Source organism: Paraburkholderia sp. BR10882, assembly GCF_040948855.1.
In the GTDB taxonomy this organism is placed as follows: domain Bacteria; phylum Pseudomonadota; class Gammaproteobacteria; order Burkholderiales; family Burkholderiaceae; genus Paraburkholderia; species Paraburkholderia nodosa_A.
This window is the reverse complement of record NZ_JBFPKP010000001.1, coordinates 865,787-885,703: the sequence shown is the minus strand read 5'-3', so window position 1 is coordinate 885,703 and position 19,917 is coordinate 865,787. Positions and strand designations below refer to the sequence as shown.

The 19,917-nt window shown below is 64.6% G+C and carries 15 protein-coding genes and 2 tRNA genes; 4 read left to right on the top strand and 13 right to left on the bottom strand.

Features of this window, described 5'->3' with window-relative positions; all coding sequences use genetic code 11:
- Positions 1-359 precede the first annotated feature (359 nt).
- Positions 360-1,919 (bottom strand): mannose-1-phosphate guanylyltransferase/mannose-6-phosphate isomerase, encoded by a 1,560-nt coding sequence (locus AB3X99_RS04080; RefSeq protein ID WP_368616173.1) that lies wholly within the window; start codon positions 1,917-1,919, stop codon positions 360-362.
- Positions 1,920-2,682: 763 nt separating this feature from the next.
- Between AB3X99_RS04080 and AB3X99_RS04075 the strand changes: the two genes are divergently transcribed.
- Positions 2,683-3,417 carry a Crp/Fnr family transcriptional regulator gene (locus AB3X99_RS04075; protein ID WP_069267576.1) on the top strand — a complete coding sequence of 245 codons (735 nt, stop codon included), beginning with the start codon at positions 2,683-2,685 and terminating at the stop codon, positions 3,415-3,417.
- 165 nt (positions 3,418-3,582) lie between these two features.
- Here the strand turns inward: AB3X99_RS04075 and AB3X99_RS04070 are convergent, their stop codons facing one another.
- The 5 genes from AB3X99_RS04070 to rnr form a co-directional block, all read right to left on the bottom strand.
- Complete coding sequence (locus AB3X99_RS04070; RefSeq protein WP_368616172.1) at positions 3,583-4,194, bottom strand: hypothetical protein; 612 nt, start codon at positions 4,192-4,194, stop codon at positions 3,583-3,585.
- A gap of 72 nt (positions 4,195-4,266) precedes the next feature.
- Positions 4,267-4,860 (bottom strand): hypothetical protein, encoded by a 594-nt coding sequence (locus AB3X99_RS04065; protein WP_069267578.1) that lies wholly within the window; start codon positions 4,858-4,860, stop codon positions 4,267-4,269.
- An 808-nt stretch (positions 4,861-5,668) separates the two neighbouring features.
- The gene (rpiA, locus tag AB3X99_RS04060; RefSeq protein ID WP_368616171.1) at positions 5,669-6,364 is read right to left on the bottom strand and encodes a ribose-5-phosphate isomerase RpiA; all 696 of its coding nucleotides are present in this window, start codon (positions 6,362-6,364) and stop codon (positions 5,669-5,671) included.
- A 112-nt stretch (positions 6,365-6,476) separates the two neighbouring features.
- Positions 6,477-7,220 (bottom strand): 23S rRNA (guanosine(2251)-2'-O)-methyltransferase RlmB, encoded by a 744-nt coding sequence (rlmB, locus tag AB3X99_RS04055; protein WP_069267580.1) that lies wholly within the window; start codon positions 7,218-7,220, stop codon positions 6,477-6,479.
- Between the two features lie 220 nt (positions 7,221-7,440).
- Positions 7,441-9,903: a ribonuclease R gene (gene rnr / locus AB3X99_RS04050; protein WP_069267581.1), complete on the bottom strand. Its 2,463-nt coding sequence runs from the start codon at positions 9,901-9,903 to the stop codon at positions 7,441-7,443.
- A 394-nt stretch (positions 9,904-10,297) separates the two neighbouring features.
- Between rnr and AB3X99_RS04045 the strand changes: the two genes are divergently transcribed.
- The 3 genes from AB3X99_RS04045 (at position 10,298) to AB3X99_RS04035 (ending at position 11,134) form a co-directional block, all read left to right on the top strand.
- Positions 10,298-10,384 (top strand) — tRNA-Leu (locus AB3X99_RS04045).
- A 176-nt stretch (positions 10,385-10,560) separates the two neighbouring features.
- Positions 10,561-10,647, top strand: a tRNA-Leu gene (locus AB3X99_RS04040).
- A gap of 181 nt (positions 10,648-10,828) precedes the next feature.
- Positions 10,829-11,134 (top strand): hypothetical protein, encoded by a 306-nt coding sequence (locus tag AB3X99_RS04035; RefSeq protein ID WP_368616170.1) that lies wholly within the window; start codon positions 10,829-10,831, stop codon positions 11,132-11,134.
- Between the two features lie 26 nt (positions 11,135-11,160).
- Here the strand turns inward: AB3X99_RS04035 and oxlT are convergent, their stop codons facing one another.
- From oxlT to oxc, 7 genes are all read right to left on the bottom strand, one after another.
- Positions 11,161-12,486: an oxalate/formate MFS antiporter gene (oxlT, locus tag AB3X99_RS04030; protein WP_368616169.1), complete on the bottom strand. Its 1,326-nt coding sequence runs from the start codon at positions 12,484-12,486 to the stop codon at positions 11,161-11,163.
- Positions 12,487-12,615: 129 nt separating this feature from the next.
- Complete coding sequence (locus AB3X99_RS04025; protein WP_368604113.1) at positions 12,616-14,010, bottom strand: NAD(P)(+) transhydrogenase (Re/Si-specific) subunit beta; 1,395 nt, start codon at positions 14,008-14,010, stop codon at positions 12,616-12,618.
- Positions 14,011-14,019: 9 nt separating this feature from the next.
- The gene (locus AB3X99_RS04020; RefSeq protein WP_368616168.1) at positions 14,020-15,588 is read right to left on the bottom strand and encodes a Re/Si-specific NAD(P)(+) transhydrogenase subunit alpha; all 1,569 of its coding nucleotides are present in this window, start codon (positions 15,586-15,588) and stop codon (positions 14,020-14,022) included.
- A 222-nt stretch (positions 15,589-15,810) separates the two neighbouring features.
- A complete protein-coding gene (locus tag AB3X99_RS04015; protein ID WP_368616167.1) occupies positions 15,811-16,068 on the bottom strand; it encodes a hypothetical protein in 258 nt (85 codons plus the stop codon).
- An 18-nt stretch (positions 16,069-16,086) separates the two neighbouring features.
- A complete protein-coding gene (locus AB3X99_RS04010; protein ID WP_368604111.1) occupies positions 16,087-16,521 on the bottom strand; it encodes a PAS domain-containing protein in 435 nt (144 codons plus the stop codon).
- A 160-nt stretch (positions 16,522-16,681) separates the two neighbouring features.
- The gene (gene frc, locus AB3X99_RS04005; protein ID WP_069267850.1) at positions 16,682-17,932 is read right to left on the bottom strand and encodes a formyl-CoA transferase; all 1,251 of its coding nucleotides are present in this window, start codon (positions 17,930-17,932) and stop codon (positions 16,682-16,684) included.
- Positions 17,933-17,985: 53 nt separating this feature from the next.
- Entirely contained in the window at positions 17,986-19,734 is a 1,749-nt protein-coding gene (oxc, locus tag AB3X99_RS04000; RefSeq protein WP_368616166.1) for an oxalyl-CoA decarboxylase, read from the bottom strand.
- Positions 19,735-19,917 lie beyond the last annotated feature (183 nt).

Sequence of the window (19,917 nt, the reverse complement as noted above, 5' to 3'; positions counted from 1 at the left end):
CCGATGTGGGCGTTATCGCCCATGTTTGCCGGATACTGCGCGGGCCCTCGTGCGTCGTCGAACTTAGGTATTACGTTGCATGCGCTTCGCATAATTCGCCAGCCAGGATATCTCCTGACATGATGCTTGCGGCATGCATCTTGTTCGTATTTACGCGTGTTACGTCGGCCCTTGCGCTGCTGTTTTTGTAAGGCGATCGTATGGATCGCCCGCTTACTTCAATCGGCACGCTTTCAACTGGCTTCAAATCGATCGGCAGTCCCTGGCTGTGCATATGCAGGGATGCCGGCGTGCATGTTTCTTCTGCGCACGCTTTTTCGCGCGCGGCCCAACATCGTGCTTTTCAATGTTGTATTTGTTCACCGTTGTATCCGGCCGTACTCATCGTCGAAGCGCACGATGTCGTCTTCGCCCAGATAACCGCCTGACTGAACCTCGATGATCTCGAGCGGCGTCTTGCCCGGATTCTCCAGCCGGTGCCTCACTCCCAGCGGGATATAGGTCGATTCGTTTTCCGAAAGCAGGAAAACCTCCTCGCCGCGCGTGACGCGCGCCGTGCCACGCACCACGGTCCAGTGCTCCGCGCGGTGATGATGCATCTGCAGCGACAGCCGCCCGCCCGGCTTCACGACGATGCGCTTGACCTGGAAGCGTTCGCCCTGATCGAGCGAGTCGTAGCAGCCCCACGGCCGCTCCACGCGCCGGTGATGCTGCGCGACCGCGCTGCGCTCCTGCCTGAGCTTGCCCACGATCGCCTTGACGTCCTGCACGCGATCTCTCGCCGCGACGAGGACCGCGTCGGCCGTTTCGACCACCACCACGCCGTGGACACCCACGCAGGCCACGAGCCGTCCGTCCGAATGTGCGAACGTGTCGGTCACGTCTTCGAACATCACGCGCCCGCGGGCCACGTTGCCGCTCTCGTCCTTGTTCGACACCTGCCACACCGCATCCCACGCGCCCACGTCGGACCAGCCGGCCACGAGCGGCACGACCACGCCCGCGAGCCGTGCGTCGGCGCCGAGCGACTCCATCACCGCGTAGTCGATGGAATCGGACGGGCACGCGGCGAGCGCTGCGGCGTCGAGATGCACGGTGCCGTCGGCGTCGATGGCGGCCGCCTCGAACGCCGCCGCGCATTGCGCCGCGATAGCCGGCCGGCAGTGCGCGATCGCGGCAAGCCACACCGATGCGCGCACCACGAAAATGCCGCTATTCCAGAGGTAATCGCCGGAGGCCACGTAAGTCGCCGCGAGTTCGGCGCCCGGCTTTTCCACGAAGCGCTCGATCACGCGTGCGCCGCTCGCGCCGAGCGCCGCGCCCGCGCCGATGTACCCGTAGCCGGTCTCCGCGCGCTGCGGCGGCACGCCCAGCGTGACGATCGCGCCGCGCGCCGCATACCCCACTGCTTCCTCGAGCGCGGCGGCAAACGCGGCGCGATCCGCGATCAGGTGGTCCGCCGGCATGGCGATGAGCACCGGGTCGCTGTCGCATCCGGCAAGCGCGCCATCGCGACCGAGCGTCGCCTCGTGCCCGGCGCGCGCCGCCAGCGCCGCCACAGTGAGCGCCGGCGCCGTGTTGCGCGCGACCGGTTCGAGCACGACGCGAGCGGGCGTGCCGCTGCGGCCGAGCCGGTCGACGGTCATGAGCCGCAGCTCCTCGCTGCTCACGACGACAGGCGCGGCCTTGCGGATCGCCGCGCCCGCCTCGGCATACACCCCGTCGAGCCGCCGCACCGTGGCTTCGAGCAGCGACTCGCCGTCGAGCAGGTCGATCAGCTGTTTCGGGCAGTGCTCGCGCGAGAGCGGCCAAAGCCGCGTGCCCGAGCCCCCGGCCAGCACCACGGGCTGAACGATGAGCGCGACTTCGGGTTCATTGGCTGCCGCGATCAAACCGGCAGGCGTCACAAGCTGATTCATGCAGTGAGCTCCCCGTTGAAATACGTCGGGTCACGTCGACGAACGCCGCGCCTGCCTGCCGGCGGGCTCGTGCGAAGCGTCACGCGCCTCCCGGACCTCTAAAGCCTCGCAACGCCTCGAGGCTTTTTACGGACCTCATTGGAGCAAACCTCGGCATGCCAATCTGTACGCATACCCACACTGATCGCATGCGCAACGGCGGGCGCGCCGTAAAGCCACTCGCACGCGACGTTTCAGCGCCGAACTTTTTTTCGGCGGCTTCGTTTGCGTTGCAACAGAACTGAATCAAAACCGCTTGTTTTCTGGTCGCTGCCCGAATCGCCCCGGAGCCATGTTTCAACGAGGAGCCATTTCTGAATCGCCCGCTCGACAGGGGAAATAATTCAATGAAATCACCGGCTTGCGACTTCCACCCAGGCGATGCGCAGGGCGGTGGTCCGCAAATTCGCCGTACAAAACTGAAACAAAAATGCGGTGTTTCGCCGCGCTGCCGCATGGCCGACTCGCGCTCAGCCGCTTCAATGCGTGCTTTCGCACCAACTGGCACACACCCTGCTAAAGAGAGATCGCCACACGAGCGCAGATGCGGACGAACGAAACCGCGCAGACAAACGCGAGAGTGGGACGAGGCACGAACAAGCGGGACTATGGGGCCGGCACGACGAACACAAGAGCCGCACGGGAAACGGCAGACAACAACGAGTTCGGCGCACGGAATCAAAAAACAGGAGGCGGCTCGCGCCGCTTCGCACGAGGACCAGTCATGTTAACCCTTCAATCCGATCTTCACGGCAACCATTTGCTGGGCGCCCTCCCGTCGCACGAATGGCAGGCTCTCGCCCCGCACCTCGAACTCGTTCATCTGCGCACCGAACAGTTGATCTGCGATTCCGGCCAGCGCATTCATCACGTGTACTTTCCGACTACCGCGATCGTCTCGCTGCTTTCGACGATGGAGGACGGCAGTTCGGTCGAAATCGCGGCAGTCGGCCGCGAAGGCATGACGGGCGTGCCCGTGCTCACGGGCGGCGAAACGATGCCGAACCGCGTGCAGGTGCAATGCGCGGGCTTCGCCTATCGCATGAGCGCGCAAGCCCTCAAGCAGCAATTCGCGCGCTCGGACTTCCTGCGCCGCCTCATGCTGCTCTATATGCACGCGCTGCTCACGCAGGTCGCACAGACCGCTGCGTGCAATCGTCACCACTCGCTCAGCAAGCAGCTGTGCCGCTGGCTGCTGATCGAAGTGGACCGCGTGGCGTCCAACGATCTCAGCGTCACGCAGCAGCTCATCGCCGACATGCTCGGCGTGCGCCGCGAAGGCGTTACCGAAGCGGCCGGCAAGCTGCACGACGAAGGCCTGATCCATCACAGCCGCGGCCATATCCGCGTGCTCGATCGCGAGGGCCTCGAAGCCCGCGCCTGCGAGTGCTACGGGCTCGTGCGCCGCGAATTCGACCGGCTGCTGCCGCGCCTGCACCAGGCGGAAACGGTCGAGTGAACGCGTAATCGCGCGCGCGTTTTCGTTGCGCGCCGCGAGTTCACTCGCGTCTCGTCAGGCAAAGTCGAAGGGAACAGCATTGCACAGGATTCCGAATCGATCGCATCTTGCGGTGCCAGCTGAAGAGAACAGGAGCGCGCCCTCTCCTCTTCAGCCTTGCGCGATTCAATGAGCCGAAGGCACGAGCGCCTGTGCAAGCGGCAAGGCGGGCAAATGCTCGCGTTCGCGCACGAACGGGTCGGTCGGCTCCTGAAGCTTCGAGTCCGGGCTCGTGTCGGCACTGCGCAACTGCACGGGTGTGCCGTCATTCTTCGCGACCTTGCGATTGTCGCCGCAAGGATGATCGGTCAGCGCGGCAGCCTCGCGGAAGTCGTCTTCCTGACACATGATGTTGAACGCAATGTCCTTGCGGTCCATGCGCCATGCCACAGCCGCATTCAAGCGCTTGTTGCAGTCCATGTCCTTGATGGTGCCCGCCGCCGTCGCGCCCACGCCCACCACCGACACCGCGGCGGAAATGCTGCCCCAGCAGGTCTCGGTCACCGAGGCCGTCAAGGCCGGCGCATAGACCGTCGGCGTCGTGCGCACATCGTAGCCGCCGTGATACGTGACGTCCGACGTACCGCCGCTCGGCAATACGACGGTATTGGAGACGGTGCTCGTCTGGCTCGACGTGGACGTGGTCCCCGACGTCATCGTCGGCGTGGTTTGCGCCCACGCGGCGCCTGCAAACAGCAACACCCCGGCAACGGCCATTTTTTGTTTCAGCTTGCTCATTCTTCTCTCCGTGAACGGAAAGGGGGCAGCGCCCCCTCTCCGACGCGCTAGTGAACGGCTGACCCGTTCGGATTACCAGTGCATGCCGCCCGTGAGCGAACCCGAACCGCCCGCTGCGACGATGCCGACGCCGCCATCGGCATTGGCCGTGCCGGTGCCGTTCGCGCTCGCGTTCGAGGTGAAACCCGAGCCGCCGTAGCTGCCGCTCGAACCGTTGAACGACGTGTTGATCACCGACGAATTGAAGTTCTGCGAACCCGACTGCGTGGCGCTCGTGAAGCCGAGCGTCGACGAATTCTGGTTCGTGGTCGTCGTGCCGGTCTGGCCGACGTTGCCGTTAGCCGTCTGGCCGTAAGTCTGCGAGTTGCCGTTTTGCGTCGTGTAGCTCGAACCGAACGTGAGGCTCGCGTTCGAGAACGACTGGTTGCCTTGCGACACCGTAGCGTCGATATGGCCCGGCACCGTCAGCGCCGACGTGAAACTGCCGTTGACCGACGAGGTCGAGTTCGACGTGAGTGCCGTAGCGCCAAAGCCGACGCCCGCTGCGCCCACCGCCGACGTGGTGGAGGACGACGGCGCGCCCATACCGCCGGCACCGCCTGCGAATGCGGCAGCCGAAGCGAAAGAGAGCATGGCGGCGAGCGAAATGGCCTGAATCTTCTTCATGATTGTGGTCTTCCTGATAAAACAGGGGAACGTTGGATGAATGCGCGCACACTCCCCCTGATAGTGCGGGCGCATTTAACACGACTTCAATTGCAATGCCGATAAAATCACTGCATTTACGACGCGCGAATATCCCCGCGGACCAGCCCGATATAGGAAGACCGTTTAATGGAGTTACCAGATTAGATTCGCGCGCAGAACGCCACCAAGCTTTACGCATTCGCGCAAATCAGGCGATCATGCAGAATTGAAAATCCAGAGAGCAAAAATGAATACCCCGTAAAACCCTGTGCCTTTTTTCGGACCTGCATTGAATAGTAGTCCGACACAAATCGTTCAACACCCGCTGTTGTCATTATTTCCCCGTGCGCCACGCAGCGTACGCCAGCAACTTTCACGCACCGCCTGACCGAAACCCATGGGCCGCCGCGCATTTTCGCGCGCCGCCCTTCCCCTGTCCGGTCGCTTCGACGTCTCTTTTAGCGAACTTTTTGCATAACGCCGCCGGACGGTGAATTTATATCTCAGACAGTCAGATTATTGCTACGTCATTCGCATTTTTGTGTGCGGTTCTCAACGTAGCGAATTGCGAACGCCTTGAATTCGGAGATTCCCTTTCAAAAATCATTGAAGGGCAAATTGAAGTCTCAGATAGATGCGCGGACAACCAGATCCGGAAAATCGCGTTCTTTTAATGATTAATCGCGACGTTCGGTTCGGCAGGCCACGCAGGCCTGCCGGATAAAGAGCGGGAGCGCACAGGCAATCAGGCGCAAGCCTGTTGCACGCGCCGCTCGCGCGAGGCCGCTCAGGCCTTGCGGTAATCGATGCGCTCGACGCCGGATTCGCCGCCGAGCAGGCAGAAGTCCGCGCCGCGTGCGGCGAACAGACCCACCGTCACCACGCCCGGCCATGCGTTGACATGCGCCTCGAGCGTGCGCGGGTCGCTGATGCGCAGGCCCTTCACGTCGAGAATCTCGTTGCCGTTGTCGGTGATAAAGGGCGAGCCGTCCTTTTGCACGCGCAGCACCGGCACGCCGCCGAGCGCCGTCACGCGGCGGCCAACGGCCGTGCGCGCCATCGGCACGACTTCGATGGGCAGCGGGAACTGGCCGAGCACGTCGACGCGCTTGCTCGCATCGGCGATGCAGACGAACACGTCCGACACCGAAGCCACGATCTTCTCGCGCGTGAGCGCGCCGCCGCCGCCCTTGATCATGGCGCCGGCGCCGTCGATTTCATCGGCGCCGTCCACGTATACGGGCAGCGATTCGATCTCGTTGAGGTCGAAAATCTTGAAGCCGTGTGCTTCGAGGCGCGCGGTGGTCGCGACCGAGCTCGACACGGCGCCGCGGTAGCGGCCCTTGCTCGCCGCCAGCGCGTCGATGAAGCAGTTCGCGGTGGAGCCCGTACCGACGCCGATCACGGCGCCTTCCGGCACGTTCGCATTGACATAGTCGGCGGCGGCCTGGCCGACCAGTTGCTTGAGTTCGTCTTGAGTCATGGGAGTACAGCCCGAGGAGGAGAAAAACGCGGAATCCGCATAGTTTACCGGAGATGCGGGCACGGGCTGCCCGCATCTCGCAGGATCGCGAAACGGCTGATCCTGCCGGCGGTCAGCGCGCGGCCGAGCGTTGGCGCACCGCTTCGAACAGGCAGACGCCCGAAGCGACGGAAACATTCAGGCTCTCGACCGTGCCCGCCATCGGAATCTGCATGACTTCGTCGCAGGTTTCGCGCGTGAGGCGGCGCATGCCCTCGCCTTCGGCGCCCAGCACGAGCGCGACCGGACCGTCGAGCTTCGTCTGGTAGAGGCTCGCGCTCGCGTCGTCGGCGGTGCCGACCACCCACACGCCCGCGTCCTTGAGCTCGCGCAGCGCACGCGCGAGGTTCGTCACGGTGATATAGGGCACGGTGTCCGCCGCGCCGCTCGCCACCTTCGCGGCCGTGGCGTTCAGACCGACGGCGCGGTCGCGCGGGGCGATCACCGCGTGCGCGCCGGCCGCGTCGGCTACACGCAGGCACGCGCCGAGATTGTGCGGATCGGTCACGCCGTCGAGCACGAGCAAGAGCGGCGAGCCCTGGATGCCGTCGAGCAGCTCCGCGAGATTCTGCGCGAGCGCCAGATCGTGCACGCGGGCCACCACGCCCTGGTGGCGCTCCGTGTGCGCGAGACCCCAGAGGCGCGTTTCGTCGGCCGCGATCACGCGCGCGCCGGCTTCCTTCGCGGTGTGCAGGAAGTCCTGCATGCGGCGGTCGCGGCGCGTCGGATCGTAGTAGACATCCTCGACCGTGGACGCGTCGTGCCGCAAGCGTGCGGTCACCGCATGAAACCCGTAAAGAACCTTGAGACGTGACATGACTGATACAACCCCTGATGAACGTTTCGCGGCGCAGACACAGCGCCGCCAGCAACGATAGTCAGCCGGCCGCATCGTGCGGTCCGGCGTATGCAAGCCGCGCGCCCATGCGGCAAAACCCGGCGCGGCAAGCAAGTGAAAAAACCGGGCACGCGCACGGCGGCGCGGCCCGGATAGGTACTGGCTGCGGAGCGCGTTTGACGCTCCGCATGCATGGCGCTCAGCGCTTCTTGCGCGGCGCCTGCTTCTTGGGCGCCGGCTTCACGGCCGAGCGCTTCTTCGCGGTCTTGGCGGCGCCGCGTGCCGCGCGCGCCTCCTTCACCGCGACGCTCGGCGCCGGCGCAGCCTTCTTCTGGCGCGCCATGTCGCCGCCCGGCAGCGCGCGCACACGCGGTCCACCTTCCATGGTGCTCTTGTCGACCGGCATCGGCCGGTTGCCGCCCGGCTTCACGGGCGTATCGCGCACGAGGCGGAAGTCGATCTTGCGTGCGTCGAGATCCACGCGGCTCACCTGCACGCGCACGCGGTCCGACAGACGATAGCGAATGCCCGTGCGCTCGCCACGCAGCTCGTTCTTGATCTCGTCGTACTGGAAGTAGTCCGAGCCCAGTTCCGTCACGTGCACTAGACCTTCGATGAAGAGCGCGTCGAGCTGCACGAAAATGCCGAACGACGTCACGCCGCTCACCATCCCGCCGTACTCTTCGCCGAGCTTGTCGCGCATGAAGTAGCACTTGAGCCAGGCTTCGACATCGCGCGAGGCTTCGTCGGCGCGGCGCTCGTTCGCCGAGCAGTGCAGGCCCAGTTCTTCCCAGATCGCCGTGTTGGCGCCGCGGGCGCGCTTGCCGCGCTTCTCCTCGTCCTCGGCCTGCAGCGCGCGGGCGCGCGGCGAGAGCGCGGTATTGAGCTCGACGCCCTCGGGCGCCTGCGGCTGGTACTTCTTGCCCTGCAGGATCGCGTAGATCGCGCGGTGCGTGAGCAGGTCGGGATAGCGGCGAATCGGGCTCGTGAAGTGCGCGTAAGCCTCGTAGGCAAGACCGAAGTGACCGATATTGTCCGGGCTGTACACGGCCTGCTGCATCGAGCGCAGCAGCATGGTCTGCAGCATCTGCGCGTCGGGCCGGTCGCGGATGTGCGCCATCAGCGCGGCGTAGTCGCTCGCGTGCGGCGTGTCGCCGCCGCCGAGCGAAAGGCCCATGCCACGCAGGAAGGTGCGCAGGTTTTCGAGCTTTTCGGCGGTCGGCCCCGCGTGCACGCGGTACAGGCCCGGGTGCTTGTGGCGCTTCATGAAGTCCGCCGCGCACACGTTGGCCGCGAGCATGCACTCTTCGATCAGCTTGTGCGCATCGTTGCGCTGGCGCGGCACGATCTGCTCGATCTTGCCTTGCGCGTTGCAGACGATATACGTCTCGGTCGTGTCGAAATCGATCGCGCCGCGCTTCTGGCGCGCGGCGAAGAGCGACTTGTACACGCCATAGAGATTCTGCAGTTGCGGCAGCAGCGCCGCGCGGCGCGTGGCCTCGGGGCCCTTGGTGTTGGTCAGCACCGCCGCGACTTCGGTATACGTGAGCCGCGCCGCCGAATGCATGACGCCCGGATAGAACTGGTAGGCCTTGATCTCGCCGCGCGCGGTGATCACCATGTCGCACACGAGCACACAGCGGTCGACGTGCGGATTGAGCGAACAGAGCCCGTTCGAGAGCTTCTCGGGCAGCATCGGAATCACGCGGCGCGGGAAATACACCGACGTGCTGCGCTCGATCGCGTCCACATCGAGACCGCCGCCCGGCAGCACGTAATGCGAGACATCGGCGATGGCGACGATCAGGCGGAAGCCCTCGCCCTTGCCCACCTGCATCGGCTCGCAATACACGGCGTCGTCGAAGTCGCGCGCATCTTCGCCGTCGATGGTGACGAGCGGCACGTCGCGCAAGTCCACGCGATAACGAATGTCGGTGGGACGCACGGCGTCGGGCAGCTTCGCGGCTTCGTCGAGCGCGCTCTTGCTGAACTCGTGCGGCACGCCGTACTTGCGCACGGCGATCTCGATCTCCATGCCCGGATCGTCGATGTCGCCAAGCACTTCCATCACGCGGCCGAGCGGCTGCGAGTGGCGACTGGGGAAATCGGTGAGCTCGACGACAACGACCTGGCCGACCTTGGCCTTCTTGGGATTCTGCGTGACGAGGATATCGTGGCCGATGCGCTTGTCTTCCGGCGCGACGATCAGCGCGCCGTTCTCGTTGAGCAGGCGCCCGATGACACTGCGGTTCGCACGGTCGGTGACTTCGACGATATGCCCTTCCGGCCGCCCGCGCCGGTCATAGCCGACGATGCGCGCAAGCACGCGGTCGTTGTGCATGACCTTCTGCATTTCGCCTTGCGGCAGGAACAGATCGTCCTGCCCGTCGTCGCGCACGAGGAAGCCGTAGCCGTCGCGATGCCCCTGCACGCGACCGGCGACGAAATTCGAAGGATGGGCGAGCTGGTAGTGGCCGCGCGAGTCGAGCCGGATCTGCCCGTCGCGCTCCATGGCGGCGAGCCGCCTGAAGAACCCTTCACGCTCCTGGCGCTTGATGGAGAGCGCCTCGGCGATATCGTTCGCGGTGCACGGCGAGTCGCTGGTCCGCAGCACGCCGAGAATCTCTTCGCGGCTGGGAATCGGATACGGATATTTGCTCAAGGGCTTATCGATGGTTGTTCTCGTTGCGTGGACGTCGGATTTCGCGCGGCCCGAATGTGCGATACATGCGGGCGGCGCCCGGTCTTCGAGTGCTGCAATCTGCCGGCCTGTACGTGGATTGCCTGACCGCTCGCGCTGCGTGCGCCACGCTGCACGCAGCACCAGAATCACGGACTTTGGCCGGCGGAACTTCTGCGAGGCATTCTAACACTCGCATCGCACCCTACGAGCCGTGGGAGCGGCCTTGCGGCGCGACGAGACGGCCACTGCACGCGGTCTGCAACGCCTGGGCAGCCGCGCTTTATCGCCTTCCATAAAACGCTTGACAGCCGTTCCGATCCCGCTATAATTTTGGTCTTTGCTGCACAACACGTTGAACAGCAAACGACACCTTGCCCAGGTGGCGGAATTGGTAGACGCACCAGGTTCAGGTCCTGGCGGTGGCAACACTGTGGAGGTTCGAGTCCTCTCTTGGGCACCAGATTCAAAAGGCCGGCTTCATGCCGGCCTTTTTCATTTCCGGCGGCAGCAGCGAGTACAACTGCCCTGCTATCGCGTAAAACGCAGCAGCCGCGTTCCCGGGATGAAGATTTTTTGAAAAGATTTATTGACAGGCACGCGAAATCGCGTCACAATCTTCTGCTAGCTTGAAGACGTGCCCAGGTGGCGGAATTGGTAGACGCACCAGGTTCAGGTCCTGGCGGTGGCAACACTGTGGAGGTTCGAGTCCTCTCTTGGGCACCACGTCTCATCAAGCAGAAGTTAGCAGCACACAGGATTCATCGAAAAAGCCCGCAAATCTGCGGGCTTTTTCGTTTTGCGGCCTGTATCCGCCTGCCTCGCTCCGTTATGTTTCATGGTATACATTGCCACACGGCACGGCGCGTGCGTGCAAACCCATGACAAGCCGATTGAGGAAGACCGAATGGAACTCGTTGTCGTCGCAGCGATCGTCGCTGTCAGCTTTGGCGCCGCCGCGACCTGGCTGCTCGCAACCCGGCTGCCCGAACACTGGCTCGGCAAGAGCGCCAGTGAGGGCCGTTATGCCCATCTCGGGTTGGAAAACGAGCGCGCCGCCGAAGCGGACCCGCGTCGCGAGCAAGCCCGCATCGATACGCGGCGCGTACGGCGCTCACGCGTGCGCGCAAGAATACAGGGCGCCGCGCGGATGATGCGGGCGTTGCGCCCCGCAATCGCTCGCCGCGATCACGACCGCACCGCCCGCCCGTAACGCTTCTGGACGCGCTTCAATCGCGCTCACTCACGCGAACCCAGCGGCGAACGGACGAAAGCCGAATCGGCAATCCTCGACTCCTCACCCGACTGAAAGATCCAGCGCCGACGCATCGGCTGCAAGATCACCTTTGCGCTCACGCCCGCCATCATCGCCACGCAGGCGACCATGTCGAACACCATGTTCCACCCGCCGTGGATCGCCAGCAGCGTAGCGACCGGCACGAGCATCGCCGCGGTCCCCTTCGCGGTATAGAGCGTGCCCGCGTTGCCGGCCGCGTACTTCGCTCCGAACGTATCGGCGCAGGTCGCCGGAAAGTTCGAAAAGATATCGCCGTAGAACAGGAACACGAGCCCCGAGAACAACATGAAGAGATACGGGTCGTGGCCGAACGCGCGCAAGCCCAGCAGCGCGAGTCCCTCGCCGAGAAACGTGATGAACATCGTATTCTCGCGGCCGATGCGATCCGAAATCAACCCGCACAGCGGCCGCGTAAAGCCGTTGCAGAGATTGTTGATCGAGAGCGTCATGGTGAGCAGCGGCAGCGTCGCCGCGACGAGTGTGACCGGCATCGAGGCGAAGCCGTAGCTCTTCGCGATCGGGCCGATCTGCGCCGTCGCGATGATGCCGCCCGCCGCCACGCAGACGAACATCGCATACATCACCCAGAAGACGGGCGCGCGAACCATTTGCCTCGTCGTGTAGTCGGTCTTCGTCGCGACGATGCGCTTCATGCCCGCCGCGTGAGCGGGAGGCTTCGGCCGCACCATCACCAGCGCGAGCAGCATGATGCAGGCACCCTGCAGGAGTCCGAAGAACACGAACGCGCGCTCATAGCCCGACTGCTGGATCATGTTCGAGATCGGAATGACCGTGAGCGCCGCGCCCGCGCCAAAACCTGCCGCCGTCATGCCGGCGGCGAGACCGCGCCGGTCGGGAAACCATTTGAGCGCAGTGCCGACGCACGTGCCATACACGCACCCCGCGCCGATGCCCGAGATCACTGCCGCGACGTAGAGCACCGGCAGCGCGGGCGCCCACGCGTCGAGCACCCAGCCGAGCGCCACGCAACAGGCGCCGCCCATGACCACGGGGCGCGGGCCGAAGCGGTCTACGAGCCAACCCTCCACCGGCACGAGCCACGTTTCCGTCACGATGAAAATCGAAAAGGCGAGCTGAATCGCAGCCTGCCCCCAGTGATGCCGTGCATCCATCGGCACGACGAAGAGCGTCCACGCGTACTGCAGGTTCGCCACGAGCCCCATGCAGAGAATGCCAGCGACGAGCTGCACCCAGCGGTTGTGCCGCCGGGCGGTGTAGCCGCCATCGATACGATCGGTATATGCCACGTTGTCTGCCTCCATCTGTTGTGATTGCGCGCGGGCTGGTTGCGCATCGCCTCGACGCCGGTGCGTCCGCCACTTCCCCCGTTACAGCGAGCGCGGCAGACGTGAGCCCGCCGCGCCTTGCTTCAAACGTCAAGCGGCTTCGAGTTGCCGCAGCAGCGCGTCGACGCTGCCCTTCGCATCGCCAAACAGCATTCGTGTGTTGTCCTTATAGAAGAGCGGATTGTCCACGCCCGCATAGCCGGTCGCCATGCTGCGCTTGGAGACGACCACGGTACGCGCCTTCCAAACCTCCAGCACCGGCATGCCGGCGATGGGACTACCCGCATCTTCCTGCGCGCCCGGGTTGACGATATCGTTCGCGCCGATCACGAGCACGACGTCGGTGCTCGTGAAGTCTTCGTTGATTTCGTCCATTTCGAGCACGATATCGTAGGGCACCTTCGCTTCCGCGAGCAGCACGTTCATGTGGCCAGGCAAGCGCCCCGCAACGGGGTGAATGCCGAAACGCACGCGAATGCCCAGCGCGCGCAGCCGCCGCGTGATCTCGCTGATGGTGCCTTGCGCCTGCGCGACGGCCATGCCATAGCCCGGCACGATCACGACCTCCTGCGCATCGCGCAACAGCGACCCCACTTCGTCCACGCTGGTCGGCACGACTTCGCCTTGCGGCGCCTCGCTTGCCGTGGAACTCACCGTACCGAAACCGCCGAGGATTACCGAAACGAAGCTGCGATTCATTGCGCGGCACATGATGTAGCTGAGAATCGCGCCGCTCGATCCAACCAGCGCGCCCGTCGTGACGAGCAGATCGTTGTCGAGCATGAAGCCCGTTGCCGCTGCGGCCCAGCCCGAATAGCTGTTGAGCATCGAGACCACCACGGGCATGTCCGCGCCGCCGATCGCCATCACGAGATGCACGCCGAGCGCCGCCGCCAGCACGCACATCACGATGAGCGCGTAGAGCGCGTCGCCGCCATCAGGAGCACTGACGAAGCGATAGCCGAGCGCGATGCACGCGCCCAGCACGACCGCGTTGAGCAGATGCCGCGCGCTCAGCACGAACGGCTTGCCGCTCACCGTGCCCTGCAGCTTCAGGAACGCGACGATCGAACCGCTGAACGTGACCGTGCCGATGAAAGCCCCGACATAGATCTCGGTGTCGTGAATCGCGCGCTCGACGCCGCTCATCGGCGCCTTGGGCGAGAGAAAGTTCGCAAAGGCGATGAGCGTGGCCGCAAGACCCACGAAGCTGTGCAACACCGCGACGAGCTGCGGCATCTGCGTCATCTCCACGCGGCGCGCGAGCATCGCGCCCATCCCGCCGCCCACCAGCGCGGCGATGAGCGCGATTTGCAGGCCCGCACCGCCCGTGACGAGCAGTGTGGCGAGCACGGCGATCACCATGCCGGTCACGCCATAAAGGTTGCCGCGCCGCGCACTGGCGGGATGACTCAGCCCGCGCAGACTGAGGATGAAGAGCGTCGCCGCACCGAGCCACGCCATGTTGCCGATTCCGTTGAGCATGACGTCTCCTCAGGTCCGTTGGAACATCTTCAGCATGCGCTGGGTGACCAGAAAGCCGCCCGCGATGTTGATGGTCGCGACGACGAGCGCAATGCCCGCCAGCACGGTCACGATCGTGCTGGCGTTGCCCGGATGCAGCAACGCGCCGATCACGATGATCCCGCTGATCGCATTCGTCACGCTCATGAGCGGCGTATGCAACGAGGGCGTGACGTTCCAGACCACCTGATAGCCGACGAACACGGCCAGCACGAACACGGTGAAGTGCGCAACGAACGCGGGCGGCGCGACCGCGCCGAGCGCGAGCAGCAGCAACGCGGTAACGACGAGCGCCGCGAGCGACCAGACGCCGTTGCGGCGCGCGGCCTGCGCGGCGGCTTCTTTCCCGTTGCCGGTCGCGACGGCGACGGACTTCGCCTGTGCAACCGCTTGCGGCGTGGCCGAGACCTGCACCGGCGGCGGTGGCCAGCACAGCTGGCCGCGCTGAATGACAGTGGTGCCGCGCTGCACGACGTCGTCCATATCGACCTTCAACTCGCCGTCTTTGGCAGGCGTGAGATCGGTCAGCAGATGGCGGACGTTGGTCGCGTAAAGCTGGCTCGACTGGTTCGCCATGCGGCTTGGCAGATCCGTGTAACCGATGACGGTCACGCCGTTCGCATTCACGACTTCACCCGGGCGAGTGAGTTCGCAGTTGCCGCCCTGCTCGGCCGCCATGTCGACGATCACGCTGCCCGCGCGCATGCACGCCACCGTCTTCGCATCGATGAGGCGCGGCGCCGGTTTGCCGGGAATGAGCGCCGTCGTGATGATGATGTCGACCTCGCGCGCCTGGGCCTCGAACAGCGCCATCTCCGCTTCGATGAACTTCGCGCTCATCTGTTTGGCGTACCCGCCCGAACCGCCGCCTTCCTCCTCGATGTCGATGCTCAGGAACTCCGCACCCATGCTTTCGACTTGCTGGCCGACTTCGGGGCGCGTATCGAACGCGCGCACGATGGCGCCAAGACCGCGCGCGGCGCCGATCGCCGCAAGCCCCGCCACGCCTGCGCCGATCACGAGCACCTTGGCGGGCGGCATCTTGCCGGCTGCCGTGATCTGCCCGGTGAAAACGCGCCCAAAATGCTGGGCCGCTTCGACGACCGCGCGATAGCCGGCCATGTTCGCCATCGAACTCAACGCGTCGAGCTTCTGCGCGCGCGAGATGCGCGGCACGCAGTCCATCGCGAGCACCGTTGCCTCACGCGCCGCGAGTTGTTCGAGCAGCGCGGCGTTTTGCGCGGGCCAGATGAAACCGATCAGCGTCGCGCCGGGCTTGAGTCGCTGCACTTCTTCGCTCGAAGGCGGACGCACCTTGATGACGATATCCGCGCCGCTCAAGAGCGCCTGCGCATCGTCCACGACGCGCGCGCCTGCGGCACGGTAAGCGTCGTCCGGGTAGGAGGCACTGGCGCCCGCCGTCGTTTGCACTTCGACGGCGTAGCCCAGTTTGATCAGTTGTGCCACACTTTCTGGCGTCGCCGCTACGCGTCGTTCGCCTTCGTGTATCTCACGGGGGACCGCAATCGTCATCGCCATGATGCGCCTCCCTGCTGCACAAGAGCGCGCGCTGCGGCGAGAACAAACGGAATCGGCGGCGCGCCAATGCATCTGGCGCGCCGAAAGCGTAGCCACGACTTCATGAAACGTCTCCTATGTCGGCCAGAGTTGGCGCTTCAGCGCCTTATTCTGGTCCCACGCAGTTTGGATTTTTGCCTGATGCTGGAATTCTGTATGCCGCGGCTCGATGGGGGCTTTGCCCTATGACGTGCCCAGGCTGGGCGAATCGCCGCTCTTGAGAAAAGCGAGCGCCGCCTGGCGCGCACCGGCAATCGCAGCCGCCTCGCTTTCGAATACGGTTTCGTCGACCACCCATTGACGGGGCAATACAGCCGCCGCCGGTTCGTCGGCAGCGGGCTCGACCGCGTGGATCGCGGCGAACGCGGCCCAGCCCCCGTTGTGAATCATTTGTCGGGCCGAGAGTTCGACCTCGAAATGTCCGAGTCTTTCGGTATGCATCGAAGAGCTCCCGAGGTTTCAGGATTGCTGGGCCTGTGCTTCGAGTTCGGTGATGCGTTTCTTGAGCGCGCGCTCCTCCTGGAAACGCGCCGTTTCGTCGCGGATCACGGCGACGATGCCATCGAGTTCGCCCTGCGGCGAGTGCAGCAACGCCACGGTGAAGGCAATGGAAAGCGCCTTGCCCGCCTTGTCCACGGCCGGCACGCGCAGCACGTCGTTGCCATAGCGCGTCTGGCCAGTCGCCATCGTCTTGTGATAGCCATCCCAATGGCGGCCGCGCAGCCGCTCGGGAATGATCAGATCGAGCGTCTTGCCGAGCGCTTCTTCCTGCGTATAGCCGAACATACGCGTGGCCGCCGGATTCCAGAATGTGATGTCGCCGGCTGCGTCCGAGATGACGATGGCGTCCCCGATGGCGTTTGCGAGCTGCTCGAAATCGATGGCGGATTGCATGCGATGACTCTGTGGGGGATGTCGTTTATCGGCGCCGCGCGGCACGCATTGCACATGCCGCGCGGCGTCCTGCCTGCCACTCTGGTATTGCGGTGCTGCGCGGGCGCAGCGTCGGCCGCGCCCGCTTCCTGCATTCAGCTTGCGGAACTCGACGCGGAGCTCAAACCGCGCGCACCTCGTGCAGCGCCGCGATCTGCTGCGCCGTGTAGCCGAGGTCGGCCAGCACCTGGTCGGTGTGCTCGCCGAGCAGCGGCGAACCCGTGATTTCCGGCTTCAGGTCCGAGAACTTGATCGGGCTGCCCACCGTGAGGTACGAGCCGCGCGCCTTGTGCGGCACTTCGACGATAGTACCGCTCGCGCGCAGCGACGGGTCATTAGCAATTTCCTTCATGCTGAGCACCGGCGCGCACGGAATGTCGAACTTGCGCAGGATGTCGACCGCTTCGAACTTGGTCTTGTCGGCGAGCCACGCTTCGATCGTCGCGAAGATGTCGAAGATATGCGGTTGGCGCGCCTGCGCCGTAGCGTAGTTCGGGTCGTCGATCCATTCGGGTTTGCCCAGAGCACGGCAGATCGGCTCCCACGCGTGGCCCTGCACCGTGAAGTAGATATACGCGTTCGGGTCCGTCTCCCAGCCCTTGCACTTCAGAACCCAGCCCGGTTGGCCGCCGCCGCCTGCGTTGCCACCGCGCGGCACGACGTCGCTGAAGGTGCCGTGCGGGTACTGCGGGTATTCCTCGAGGTAGCCCAGGCGGTCCAGGCGCTGCTGGTCGCGCAGCTTCACGCGGCACAGGTTGACCACGCTGTCCTGCATCGACACGGCCACCTTCTGGCCCTTACCCGTTTTGTCCCGGCCGATCAGCGCCGTGAGAATGCCGATGGCGAGGTGCATGCCCGTGTTGCTGTCGCCGAGCGCAGCGGCGCTCACCGTGGGCGGACCGTCCCAGAAGCCCGTGGTCGAGGCTGCGCCTCCCGCGCACTGCGCGACGTTCTCGTAGACCTTGAGGTCGTCGTAGTGGTGGCCTTCGCTGAAGCCCTTCACCGAAGCAACGATCATCTTCGGGTTGAGTTCCTTGATGCGCTCCCATGTGAAGCCCATGCGGTCCAGTGCGCCGGGGCCGAAGTTTTCGACCATCACGTCCGATTCGCGAATCAGCTTTTCCAGCACTTCCTTGCCTTCGGGCTTCTTCGTGTCGAGCGTGAGCGAGCGCTTGTTGCTGTTGAGCATGGTGAAGTACAGGGCATCGACTTCGGGAATGTCGCGCAGTTGCGAGCGCGTCACGTCGCCGGCGCCGGGGCGCTCCACCTTGATCACGTCCGCACCGAACCACGCGAGCATCTGCGTGCAGGCGGGACCGGCCTGTACGTGCGTGAAGTCGATGATCTTGATTCCGTCGAGGGGTTTGCTCATTTCTCGTATCTCCTGGTCTACCTGATCGATCTGATCTAGCTGATTTATGGGGCTTATTTCTTCATGGCCGCGCTTTGCGGATTCAGATTCGTGAGACGACCGCTTTCGGTCCCGGCCGATTCGTCGATGACTGCGTTGATCAACGTGGGCTTGCCCGACGCGATCGCTTCGAGCAGCGCGCTCGTGAGTTCTTCGGGCGTCGTCGCCTGATGGCCGATGCCGCCGAAGGCCTCGATCATCTTGTCGTAGCGCGCGTTCTTCACGAACACCGTCGGCGCGACGTCGCAGCCGCCGCTCGGGTTGACGTCCGTGCCGCGATACACACCGTTGTTGTTGAACACGATGGTGCAGACCGGCAGGTTGTAGCGGCAGATCGTTTCGAGCTCCATGCCCGAGAAGCCGAACGCGCTGTCGCCCTCGATCGCCACGACCTGCGTGCCGCTCGTCACCGCCGCGCCGATCGCGAAGCCCATGCCGATGCCCATGATCCCCCACGTGCCCGAGTCGAAGCGCTTGCGCGGCTGGTACATGTCGATGATGCTGCGCGCGTAGTCGAGCGTGTTCGCACCTTCGTTGACCACGTTGATGTCGGGGCGCGTCTTAAGCACGTCGCGGATCGCGCGCAGCGCGCTGTGGAAGTTCATCGGCGACGGGTTCTTCGCGAGCGTCGCGGCCATCTTTTCGAGGTTCTTGTTCTTGCGTTCGGCCACGGCATCGAGCCACTCTGCCGGCGGCTTCGGGAAGTCAGTGCCGAGGCCGGCCACGAGCGCTTCCACGCACGAACCGATGTCGCCGATCACCGGCGCTTCGATGGCGACGTTGCTGTCGATTTCCGTCGGGGCGATGTCGATCTGCACGAACTGCTTCGGTCCGGCGGCCGCGCCCCAGGTCTTGCCCTTGCCATGCGAGAGCAGCCAGTTCAGGCGAGCGCCGATCAGCACCACGGCGTCCGACTCGGCCAGCACGAACGAGCGCGCGGCCGACGCCGACTGCTCGTGCGTGTCGGGCAAGAGCCCCTTGGCCATCGACATCGGCAGATACGGAATACCGCTCTTCTCGACCAGTTCGCGGATTTGCGCGTCGGCCTGGGCGTAGGCGGCGCCCTTGCCGAGCAGGATCAGCGGACGCTTTGCATTCCTGAGCACTTCGATAGCGCGTTGCACCGCATCCGGTGCGGGAATCTGGCGCGGCGCCGCGTCGACGACCTTGATGAGCGATTGCTGGCCCTTCACCGCGTCGATGGTCTGCGCAAGCAGCTTGGCCGGCAGGTCGAGATACACGCCGCCGGGGCGGCCCGAGACGGCCGCGCGAATCGCGCGCGCAATGCCGACGCCGATGTCCTCGGCGTGCAGCACGCGATACGCCGCCTTGGCATAAGGCTTCGCCGCGTTGAGCTGGTCCATCTCTTCGTAGTCGCCCTGCTGCAAGTCGACGATCTCGCGCTCGCTCGAACCGCTGATGAGAATCATCGGGAAGCAGTTCGTGGTCGCGTTGGCCAGTGCCGTGAGGCCGTTCAGGAAACCCGGCGCGGAGACGGTCAGGCAGATGCCCGGCTTCTTCGTCATGTAGCCCGCCACGGCCGCGGCGTTGCCGGCGTTCTGCTCATGCCGGAAGCCGATGAAGCGCATGCCCTCGGCCTGCGCGATACGGGCGAGATCGGTAATCGGAATACCGACGAGACCGAAGATCGTGTCGATATCGTTGAGTTTCAGCGCGTCGATGACGAGATGAAAACCATCGGTCGTTTGCTGCGCTTCCGGCACAGGGTTCTGCTGTGCCTCGTTGATGCCTGCTTCTGCCATGACGTCTCCTCTTTGGCGGGGCGTTGTGCGATCCGTGATATACAATATTCCACACACAGTATTAGTCAAGACGTTTTTTTATCCATGCCGCGTTTGCTGCACTGCATCGCGCCGCGCTGCACCGTTGCGGTCTCGTTCGATCGCTCGCCAAGCGGCAAACGTTGATGCGGCACACCACGGGCA

What these genes read in the sequence shown, in the direction of transcription:
- AB3X99_RS04020 (WP_368616168.1), bottom strand. Translation starts at nt 15,588, where the DNA reads ATGGCGATGACGATTGCGGTCCCCCGTGAGATACACGAAGGCGAACGA.
- frc (WP_069267850.1), bottom strand. Translation starts at nt 17,932, where the DNA reads ATGAGCAAACCCCTCGACGGAATCAAGATCATCGACTTCACGCACGTA.
- AB3X99_RS04075 (WP_069267576.1), top strand. Translation starts at nt 2,683, where the DNA reads ATGTTAACCCTTCAATCCGATCTTCACGGCAACCATTTGCTGGGCGCC.
- AB3X99_RS04065 (WP_069267578.1), bottom strand. Translation starts at nt 4,860, where the DNA reads ATGAAGAAGATTCAGGCCATTTCGCTCGCCGCCATGCTCTCTTTCGCT.
- AB3X99_RS04025 (WP_368604113.1), bottom strand. Translation starts at nt 14,010, where the DNA reads ATGCTCAACGGAATCGGCAACATGGCGTGGCTCGGTGCGGCGACGCTC.
- AB3X99_RS04010 (WP_368604111.1), bottom strand. Translation starts at nt 16,521, where the DNA reads ATGCAATCCGCCATCGATTTCGAGCAGCTCGCAAACGCCATCGGGGAC.
- AB3X99_RS04080 (WP_368616173.1), bottom strand. Translation starts at nt 1,919, where the DNA reads ATGAATCAGCTTGTGACGCCTGCCGGTTTGATCGCGGCAGCCAATGAA.
- AB3X99_RS04070 (WP_368616172.1), bottom strand. Translation starts at nt 4,194, where the DNA reads ATGAGCAAGCTGAAACAAAAAATGGCCGTTGCCGGGGTGTTGCTGTTT.
- AB3X99_RS04015 (WP_368616167.1), bottom strand. Translation starts at nt 16,068, where the DNA reads ATGCATACCGAAAGACTCGGACATTTCGAGGTCGAACTCTCGGCCCGA.
- rlmB (WP_069267580.1), bottom strand. Translation starts at nt 7,220, where the DNA reads ATGTCACGTCTCAAGGTTCTTTACGGGTTTCATGCGGTGACCGCACGC.
- AB3X99_RS04035 (WP_368616170.1), top strand. Translation starts at nt 10,829, where the DNA reads ATGGAACTCGTTGTCGTCGCAGCGATCGTCGCTGTCAGCTTTGGCGCC.
- rpiA (WP_368616171.1), bottom strand. Translation starts at nt 6,364, where the DNA reads ATGACTCAAGACGAACTCAAGCAACTGGTCGGCCAGGCCGCCGCCGAC.
- oxc (WP_368616166.1), bottom strand. Translation starts at nt 19,734, where the DNA reads ATGGCAGAAGCAGGCATCAACGAGGCACAGCAGAACCCTGTGCCGGAA.